Raw genomic sequence first — 7,100 nt, 5'->3', positions numbered from 1 at the left:
GTGCCGGCCCGCACGGCCGCGCGGTGGGCGCCGCGGTCGACGAGCCCGACGAGCGTGTCGAGGTCGAGCGTCACCGGGCGGGGCAGTCGGTACGGGCGCGACAGCGGGACCAGCGTCGGGTCGAGGGCCTCGACGACGTGGCGGAGGCGGACCATCTCGGGCCGCAGGGTGGACACCGCGTCGACGTCGCCGTAGACCGCGTCGGCCAACTCGTGCGCCGTGTAGCCGGCGGGGCGGTGGGCGAGCAGGGCCATGATCTCGGAGTGCCGGGCACCCAGCGCGATCCGACCGTCCCCGACCGTGGGGACCGCCTCGTCGCGACCGAGGGTCGTCAGGCCCGCGGGGGAGTCGGGCCCGGGGCGGACCGGGTGCCGCGAGGTGCGGGCCGGGGCGTGACCGACCGCGGCGAACCCCAGGAGCGCGAGATGCGCCTCCACGGCCGCGACCGTCGCCGTGACCAGGGGCAAGGTCAGCGAGCCGGCCGCCCGCTCGTCGCCCGTGATGTCGATCACGCCGATCAGGTGCCCGTCGACCGGGTCGTGGACCGGCACGGCCGTGCAGCTCCAGGCCCGCACACGGTGGTTCCAGTGTTCGTCGCCGCGGATCTGCACGCCCCGGTCGAGCACGAGGGCCGTGCCCGGGGCCGAGGTGCCGACCCGCGCCTCCGACCAGCCGGCGCCGGCGACGAACAGCATGTCCTCGGCGCGGCGGCGGGCCGTGTGATCGCCCTCGACCCAGAGCAGGCGCCCGTGCTCGTCGCCGATCGCGACGAGCAGTCCCGAGCCCGAGACGTCGTCCACCAGCAGACGGCGCACCACGGGGAGGGCCGGCGCCAACGGGTGGTCGCGGCGCCGATCCTCGAGGTCGTCCTCGGGCAGCTCGAGCCGGGGCAGGCCGTCGGGATCGAGCCGGTGCCGCGAGGCACGGTCCCACGACTCGCGCACCACCCGGCGCTGCGGCCCGACGTCGCGGGGCGGACGGCTCGCGGTCAGGGGCATCGAGCACCAATCGTCGTCGATCGGGGCGAGGCGGCCGTCGTGCGGCGTCGTCGCCGGGGTGCTGTCAGCGTACGACGGCGCGGGGCCGCGGGGAAGGTCGCCGCGTGGAGGTCTGCCGTCACTTCACGGTCGACGCGCGGCATCGCGGGTGGCCGCGATCGTCGCGTCCAGCGCCTCGGGCCACGGGGTCGGTCCGATGCCGAGCAGGCGTTCGCTCTCGGTCGAGTCCACGACGAAGGGGGAGTCGAACTGGTACTGCATCGCCCTCACCTCGCGGAGGAACGGCACCGTGCGGCTCAGGCCGGCCCACAGCAGCGGGTTCCACGGTCGGACGCGACCGGTCAGGCCGAACCGGCGCCGCGCCTCCTCGGCGATCTCGGCCCGGGAGGCGTGGGTGGCGTGCGGTGTGAGCCAGGCGCGACCCCACTCGTCGTGGTCGATCGCCGCCACGAGGGTCGAGACGACGTCGGGCAGGTACGCCCAGGCGTGCGGCTGGGTCACGTCGCCGACCGCGTGGGCGGTGCGGCCCGCGACGAGCGGCCCGAAGAAGTCGCTGCCGAGGTGGGCGTTGCGCCCGGCCCCCGGCCCGAAGTAGTCGCTGGCGCGCCCCTCGACGGCCCGGACGCCCCGGTCGGCCGCGGCGAGGAAGCGCTTCCAGCTGTCGGCGCGCACCCTGCCTTTCTTCTCGGCGGAGGAAAGGGGTGTGTGCTCGGTCATCGGCTCGGACACCGGCCCGTGGCCGTAGAGGGTGCCCATCAGCACGATGCCCGCCCCCGTGGGGGCGGCCGTGGCGATGAGGGCCGTCGTGAGGGCCGGCCACTCCGTTCCCCAGGCGGGGTAGGGCGGGTTCGAGCAGACGATGATCGTGTCGGGGCCGGCGGCGGCCGGGGTGAGGGCGGTGGAGTGCTTGGCGGCGAGGGTGAACGCGGCGGCCCCGGCGATCGCGGTGCCGCGGCGGGTGGCGACGCGCACGGTGTCGCCGCGCTCGGCGAGGCGGCGGACGAGGGGGGCGCCGATGGCTCCCGCTCCGACGACGAGATGGGTGGGCATGGGGTCCTCCTGGGGCGATGAGCGAGAGCGGTGCTCTCGAATATGACCCTAGGGCCGTGCGGCGTGACATGCAAGAGCGGTGCTCTCGTTTGTGTCCCGTGCTCTCGGAGGACAGGATCGGGGCATGACCACGAACGCAGGGGACGACGACGGCGGCCGGACCACCGGAGGCGTCCGCGAGCGGGCACGGACCGAGATCGTCGACCGCGCCCTCGCCTCGGCCCCCCGGCAGCTGGCCGAGGTGGGCGCGGCCGCCCTCTCGGTGCGGGCCGTCGCGCGCGACCTGGGCATGGCCTCGTCGGCGATCTACCGGTACTTCCCGAGCCGCGACGCCCTGCTGACCCGCCTGATCACCGACGCCTACGTCGACCTCGCCGACGCCGCCCGACGGGCCGAGCAAGCGGTCGACCGCGCCGACCACCAGGAGCGGTTCCGTGCCACGGCCCGCGCGACCCGCCGCTGGGCGATCGCCGACCCGCACCGCTACGCCCTGCTCTACGGGTCGCCCGTCCCCGGGTACGCGGCCCCGGTCGACACCGTCGAACCGGCGATCGCGGTGGGTCTGCTCTTGCTCGGGGCGGTCGACGACGCGGCGACGAGCGGAGCCTCGCTGCGGGCGATGCCGGTGAGGGCCGGCCTGGCCGACGAGTTCGCGCAGCTCGCCCAGGGTCTGGGGGCCTCGGTCGCCCCCGGTGTGCTGGCCGCGGGCATCACCGCCTGGACCTCCCTCTACGGGCACCTCAGCTTCGAGCTCTTCGGTCACCTCACCAACGTGGTCACCGATCGTGACGCCTGGTTCGAGACCTTCCTCGACGCGCAGATCTCGAGGATCTGGGGCTGACGTCCCGGCGACGGCAGGAGGCGCCGGTGCCGGCAGGAGGCGCGGGTCAGCTCGCGCAGTCGATGCAGAGCCGGGCGGTGGGTCGCGCCTCGAGCCGGGCCTCGCCGATGCGGGCCGAGCAGCGCTCGCAGCGGCCGAAGGTGCCGTCGGCGAGCCGGGCCAGAGCGGCCTCGGCATCGGCGGCACGCTCGAGGGCCGACCGCCGGACGGCGTCGAGCTGCGACCGCTCGTAGGCGATCGTCGATCCCTCGGGGTCGTGCTCGTCGTCGACGTTGGCTCCCTCGCGGGCCGCGGCCACCGCCTTCATGTCCCCGAGCAGACGCGCGGCCAGCGCCAGCGCCTCGTCGCGTGTGACGCGCAACCGGTCGGAGGGGTCGATCATGCGGCGGCGCCTCAGGCCGCGACGAGCGGGGGCACCTCTTCGCCCGCGCGAGGCGGTGCGGGGGGAGTCCCGTCGCCGAACGGACGGCCGCCGAGCTGCTCGCGCCCGTGCTCGGTGAGCCACCCCGAGGCGTCCGGCCCGACCGGGACGATGCCCGTCGGGTTGATGTCGGAGTGCACGACGTAGTAGTGCGCCTTGATCTGGTCGAAGTCGATCGTGTCGCCGAACCCGGGGGTCTGGAACAGATCGCGGGCGTAGGCCCAGAGCACCGGCATCTCGGTCAGCTTGTTCCGGTTGCACTTGAAGTGGCCGTGGTAGACCGCGTCGAACCGGGCGAGCGTCGTGAACAGGCGGATGTCGGCCTCGGTGATGGTGTCACCGACCAGGTAGCGCTGACCGGTGAGCCGCTCGGACAACCAGTCGAGTCGCTCGAACAGGGTGCGGTAGGCCCGCTCGTAGCTCTTCTGCGACCCGGCGAAACCGGCACGGTAGACGCCGTTGTTGACGTCGCGGAAGACCACGGCGTTCACCTCGTCGATCTCGCCGCGCAGGGCCTCGGGGTAGAGGTCGGGGGCGCCCTCGCGGTGGAAGGCGGTCCACTCGGTCGCGAAGTCGAGCGTGATCTGCGGGAAGTCGTTCGTGACGACCTTGCCGCTCGGCACGTCGACGATCGCCGGCACGGTGATGCCGCGCGGGTAGTCGGGGGTACGGGCGAAGAACGCCTCTTGCAGGCGCTCGATGCCGAGCACGGGGTCGCGACCGTCGGGGTCGAGGTCGAAGGTCCAGCTGCGGGCGTCGTGCGTGGGTCCGGGCAGGCCGAGCGAGATCGCGTCCTCGAGCCCCAGCAGGCGTCGCGAGATGACGCTGCGGTTCGCCCACGGGCACGCCCGGGCGGCGACGAGGCGGTAGCGACCGGACTCGACCGGCCAGCCGTCGACGGCGTCGCGCGTGATGCGGTCCTCGATGTAGTTGGTGTCGCGGGTGTACTCCTGGCCCGGCTCGACGTAGCTTCCCTTGGCCTGCTGATCGCTCATGGCGCCACCCTACGCACGGGGCGTCGGCAATTCCTGGCTGCTGCGACGTGTGCAGGCGATCGGTGGCCCCGGCGGGCGGGGTGGCGACAGGGATCAGGAACCGCCGACGGCCAGGGACGAGGAGGCGCGGGTCGCGTTCCAGTCGCGCCACATCGCCTTGAGGTCCCACGCGTTCTCGGCCTCGAGCGAGATGCCGCGCTCGCCGGTGCGACGCGTGCGCCCCTGGATCACCATCAGCTGCGTGCCGAACAGCAGGGAGCCGGCGCGAGCCTGTGCCTCCTCGAAGAAGGTGGAGGCGGAGCAGCCGCTCCCGTCGTCGAGGCTGATGAAGACCACGCGCTTGCCGCTGCGCATCGGGGGGGGCTGGGTCGCGATGCGGATGCCCGCCACGAGCACGGTCGTACCGTTCCAGTGGTCGCGCAGGGCGGCGGCGCGCACCCCCCCCAGGTCGTCGAGCATGGGCCGGTAGCTCTCGATCACGTGCTCGCTGACCTCCATCGACAGGGTGTCGAGCTCGTCGGCGACCCGCTGCCGGGCGTCGACGTCGGGCGTGCCGGTCGGCACCGTGTCGGAGTCGTCGATCGAGAAGTCGAGCTGGTTCTCGACGTCGGTGGCCTTGGGGCGGGACGATCGACCGGTGAGCGCCCTCACCCGGGCCAGGACGTCACCGCGGGTGCGGCCGGGCCCGGCGACCGAGTCGAGCGCCCCGACCTGCGCCAGGCGTTCGAACAGCGATCGGGACGGCGTCGCCCGCTGCCAGAAGTCGGTGATCGAGTCGTAGGGACGGTTCACGACAACCCGGGCCAGCTCGGCGTCGCTGATGCCGTGCACGTCGGCCAGCGACAGCCGCAGCCCGAGGTCGCCCACCCGGGTCGGCGCGATCGGGGTCGCCGGCGGTCGCAGGCGCTCGACCCGGTAGACGTCGGTCGAGGCGTTGACGTCGATCGGCAGCACGGGGACGCCCATGCGTCGCGCCTCGGTCAGCAACAGTCGTTTCGGGTACATGCCGGGATCGTGGGTGAGGATGCCGGCCAGGAACTCGGCCGGGTAGTGGGTCTTCAGCCAGGCGCTCTGGTAGGTCGGCAGGGCGAACGCGGCCCCGTGGGCCTTGCAGAAGCCGAACGACCCGAACCCCTTGAGCGCGGCCCAGATCCGGTCGACCGCGGCGTCGTCGAAGCGTCGCCTCCCGGTCGCGGGGTCGAGGTTGCCCCGGGTGCGCTCGCGGAAGGTGGCCTCGAGCGCGTCGTCGTCGCCCTTGCCCATGTGCCGCCGGATCTCGTCGGCCTCGGCGAGCGACACCTGCATCGTCGCCTCGAGGATGCGCAGCACGTGCTCGTGGTAGATGACCACCCCGTAGCTGTCGTCGAGGAACGACGCGAAGCTCGGGTGCAGGTAGTCGGGCTGCTGGAACCCGTGCTTGGTGTCGAGGAACGGCGCGATCATGTTGCCCTTCATCGGGCCGGGGCGGAACAGCGAGATGTCGGCGATCAGGTCCTCGTAGCGGTCGGGCTGCATCTTGCCGATCAGCTCGCGCTGCCCGGGGCTCTCGATCTGGAACATGCCGAGCGTGTGCGTGGTGCGGATCGCCTCGAAGGTGGGTTCGTCGTCGTGGGGGATCTCGTCGAGCTCGATGCGGCCCTGACGGTTCACGTAGGGCACGTCGACCGGCAGGGCGCCGGCCAGGGCGGCACGCGGGCCGTTCACGCGCTCGATCTCGTCGAGGGCGTAGGCGAGCGAGCTCTGCATGCGGACGCCGAGGACGTCGAGCTTGAGCAGGCCGGCGTCGTTCATGTCGTACTTGTCGAACTGGCTCATCGGCAGGCCGATGCCGCTCGGCTGGACGGGGGTCGTGCTGAGCAGGTCGGAGTCGCCGAGGATCACCCCGCACGGGTGCATCGAGATGTGCCGGGGCAGACGGTCGAGCCGTTCGCTGAGGTCGACGAGCAGGTCGATCTGGTCGTTGCTGCGGGCCAGCTCGGCGATCTCGCGCAGTTCGGGTTTTTCGGCCATCGCGGTGCGCAGGTCGCGGGCGTTCGACCGCCAGACGTTCTTGGCCACCAGGTCGATCTGCTCGTCGTCGAGCCCCAGTGCGAGACCGGCGTCGCGCACCGCACCACGCCCGCGGTAGGTGGACTGCATCGACATGAGCGTGACCCGGTTGCTGCCGTACCGGTCGAAGATCGCCCGGTAGACCTCGTGCCGCCGGGCCGCCTCGACGTCGATGTCGATGTCGGGCAGCGTCTCGCGCTTGTTGCCGAGGAACCTCTCGAACAGCAGGTCGTGCTCGATCGGGTCGACGTTCGAGATGCGCAGCAGGTAGGTGACGAGGCTGCCGGCACCGGAACCCCGCGCCGCGTTGCGCACCCTCAGGTCGCGCATCAGCGCCGAGACGTCGGCCACGGTGAGGAAGTACCCGGCGAAGCCGAACCCGGTGATGATGCCGAGTTCGTAGCGCATGCGGTCTTCGACCTTGTCGCGCAGGGCCCGGTCGGCGTCGCCGAAGCGTTCGGTGACACCGGCCTGGGCCTGCCGGAACAGCGCCTGGTCGGGGTCGCCGTCGACGCCGATCGCGCTGAGCTCGGGCACCTTCGGGCGGCCCCAGCCGAGGTCGGCGACGGGGTCGAGGCGGCACCGGTCGGCCAGGCGCTCGGTCGCGGCGAGCATCTCGTCGCCGGCGCTGCGGGGCAACGACGAGGCGTCGCTCACCAGCCGGGCCAGCCGGCGCATCTCGACGGGGAGCTTGAGGTACGCCTGGGCGTTCGGCTGCGGCCGGAACGTGCCGAGCGCGGCCAGGT

Annotated in this window: 6 protein-coding genes; 1 reads left to right on the top strand and 5 read right to left on the bottom strand. The window is 72.8% G+C overall.

What is annotated here, in order from left to right; all coding sequences use genetic code 11:
* Together AEQ27_RS15715 and AEQ27_RS15710 are read right to left on the bottom strand one after the other, a co-directional pair.
* A partial coding sequence (locus tag AEQ27_RS15715) for a GAF domain-containing protein (protein WP_054147527.1) occupies nucleotides 1-998 on the bottom strand: 998 nt, incomplete at its 3' end.
* A gap of 123 nt (nucleotides 999-1,121) precedes the next feature.
* Nucleotides 1,122-2,048, bottom strand: a complete 927-nt coding sequence (locus tag AEQ27_RS15710) for an NAD-dependent epimerase/dehydratase family protein (RefSeq protein WP_054147526.1) — start codon at nucleotides 2,046-2,048, stop codon at nucleotides 1,122-1,124.
* 124 nt (nucleotides 2,049-2,172) lie between these two features.
* Here AEQ27_RS15710 and AEQ27_RS15705 point away from each other — a divergent pair, with 124 nt between their 5' ends.
* Complete coding sequence (locus AEQ27_RS15705; RefSeq protein WP_054147525.1) at nucleotides 2,173-2,889, top strand: TetR/AcrR family transcriptional regulator; 717 nt, start codon at nucleotides 2,173-2,175, stop codon at nucleotides 2,887-2,889.
* Nucleotides 2,890-2,935: 46 nt separating this feature from the next.
* Here the strand turns inward: AEQ27_RS15705 and AEQ27_RS15700 are convergent, their stop codons facing one another.
* The 3 genes from AEQ27_RS15700 to dnaE all read right to left on the bottom strand — a co-directional run.
* Nucleotides 2,936-3,271, bottom strand: coding sequence for a TraR/DksA C4-type zinc finger protein (locus AEQ27_RS15700; RefSeq protein WP_054147524.1), 336 nt, complete (start codon nucleotides 3,269-3,271; stop codon nucleotides 2,936-2,938).
* Between the two features lie 11 nt (nucleotides 3,272-3,282).
* Nucleotides 3,283-4,305 carry a glutathione S-transferase family protein gene (locus AEQ27_RS15695; protein WP_054147523.1) on the bottom strand — a complete coding sequence of 341 codons (1,023 nt, stop codon included), beginning with the start codon at nucleotides 4,303-4,305 and terminating at the stop codon, nucleotides 3,283-3,285.
* A 93-nt stretch (nucleotides 4,306-4,398) separates the two neighbouring features.
* Nucleotides 4,399-7,100: DNA polymerase III subunit alpha (gene dnaE, locus AEQ27_RS15690; protein ID WP_054147522.1), on the bottom strand; the 2,702-nt coding region annotated here is incomplete at its 5' end.

The sequence above is a fragment of the Frigoribacterium sp. RIT-PI-h genome, assembly GCF_001297205.1.
In the GTDB taxonomy this organism is placed as follows: Bacteria; Actinomycetota; Actinomycetes; order Actinomycetales; family Microbacteriaceae; genus Frigoribacterium.
This window is presented reverse-complemented; position numbering and strand designations above follow the sequence as displayed.

Coding starts and splice junctions, on each gene's coding strand:
- AEQ27_RS15710 (WP_054147526.1), bottom strand. CDS start 2,048: ATGCCCACCCATCTCGTCGTCGGAGCGGGAGCCATCGGCGCCCCCCTC.
- AEQ27_RS15705 (WP_054147525.1), top strand. CDS start 2,173: ATGACCACGAACGCAGGGGACGACGACGGCGGCCGGACCACCGGAGGC.
- AEQ27_RS15700 (WP_054147524.1), bottom strand. CDS start 3,271: ATGATCGACCCCTCCGACCGGTTGCGCGTCACACGCGACGAGGCGCTG.
- AEQ27_RS15695 (WP_054147523.1), bottom strand. CDS start 4,305: ATGAGCGATCAGCAGGCCAAGGGAAGCTACGTCGAGCCGGGCCAGGAG.